The organism is Microbacterium sp. Leaf351, assembly GCF_001423825.1.
GTDB lineage: Bacteria > Actinomycetota > Actinomycetes > Actinomycetales > Microbacteriaceae > Microbacterium > Microbacterium ginsengisoli.
On sequence record NZ_LMPK01000003.1, the window covers coordinates 80,328 to 81,917 of the forward strand.

At 72.3% G+C, this 1,590-nt stretch carries 2 protein-coding genes; both read right to left on the reverse strand.

Annotation, left to right across the window (positions count from 1 at the left end):
- Positions 1-514, reverse strand: a 514-nt coding sequence (locus tag ASG00_RS16390; RefSeq protein ID WP_442922578.1) for an ATPase domain-containing protein, incomplete at its 3' end; no start/stop codon positions are given.
- 59 nt (positions 515-573) lie between these two features.
- Entirely contained in the window at positions 574-1,524 is a 951-nt protein-coding gene (locus ASG00_RS01875; RefSeq protein WP_056206424.1) for an L-lactate dehydrogenase, read from the reverse strand.
- Positions 1,525-1,590 lie beyond the last annotated feature (66 nt).

Sequence of the window (1,590 nt, forward strand, 5' to 3'; positions counted from 1 at the left end):
CGATGACGAGGTCGGGTCGGGTCTCGTCGATGTGGCCGAGGATCGTGGCGAGGTCGGTCTCGCTGGCGAGGTAGAGCTCGTCGTGCAGCGCGCCGGTGCGCTCGGCCCGCAGTCGCACCTGAGCGGTCGACTCCTCGCCGCTCGCGTAGAGCACGCGTCGGCCTGCGCGGGCGCTCTGCGCGGCGACCTCGAGCAGCAGCGTCGACTTGCCGACGCCGGGCTCGCCGGAGAGGAGGATCGCCGCCCCGGGCACGAGTCCGCCGCCGAGCACACGGTCGAATTCGGCCACCCCGCTCGTGCGTCGCGGGGCGTCGCGGGTGTCGATCGTCGTGATCGGTCGCGCCGAGCGCGTCGGCGCGGTCGCGCTGACCTGCCGCACGATGCCCGTCTCGGTGGCGGCCTCGACGACCGTGCCCCACTGCTGGCATTCGGCGCAGCGGCCGGCCCATTTCGCCGTCGTCCACCCGCACTCGGTGCAGCGGTAGGCGGGCGGAGCGGCCTTGCGGGTCGGCATGCGTCCAGGTTAGGTCGCGGGTGCGACATCGGCGCCCCGCGCGGTGACCGGCGCGGCGACTATCGCAGCGAGGCGGCGACGGCGCCGAGCGCGTCGGCCGAGCGGCGCAGCAGGCCCAGCTCGCTGGGCGAGAACGCGCTCTCGCGCACCGGCACCGCCCCACGGGAACTCACGATCGACGGCACCGAGAGCGCGACCCGATCGACGCCGTGGAAGTCGCTCAGCACGGTCGAGACGGGCATCACGGCGTGCTCGTCGCGCAGGATCGCCTCGATGATGCGGGCGCTCGACAGGCCGATCGCGTAGTTGGTCGCGCCCTTGCCCTGGATCACCTTGTAGGCCGCGTCGCGCACCTCCACGGCGATCTGGTCGAGCTCGTCGACGGTCATCGGCGGGTGGCCCGCGCTCTGCCAGTCGAGGATCGGCACGGTGCCGATCGTGGCCGACGACCACAGCGGGAACTCGGTGTCGCCGTGCTCGCCGACGATGTAGGCGTGCACGCTCGACGGCGACACCCCGGCGCGCTGCGCGAGCCGCACCCGCAGCCGGGACGTGTCGAGCACGGTGCCGGAGGCGAAGATCCGCTCGGGCGGCAGGGCGGTGGCCTCCTGCGCGAGCACTGTCAGCACGTCGCACGGGTTCGTGACGATGACGTAGATGGCGTCGGGGGCGACCTCGAGCAGCTGCGGCATCATCGTGCGCAGGATGCCGGCGTTCACGCCGGCCAGTTCGATGCGCGTCTGCCCCGGCTTCTGCTTCGCGCCGGCCGTGATCACCACGACGTGCGAGCCTTCGGCGACGCTCACGTCACTGCCGCCGATGATGTCGCTCGACCCGGTGAACTGGGTGCCGTGCTGTAGGTCGAGCACTTCGGCCTCGACCTTCTCGGTCGCGACGTCGTACAGGGCGACGTGCCGCGCCGACCCGCGGATGAGGGCGGCGTAGGCGGCGCTCGACCCGACCGCTCCCGCGCCGACGATGGTGACCTTCGAGTTCTCGATCGCGCTCACGGGGTCAGTCTGGCAGTGACGGATGCCCCGTGCCCCCGGTTCGCACCGTGTTAATCGACCAGACGG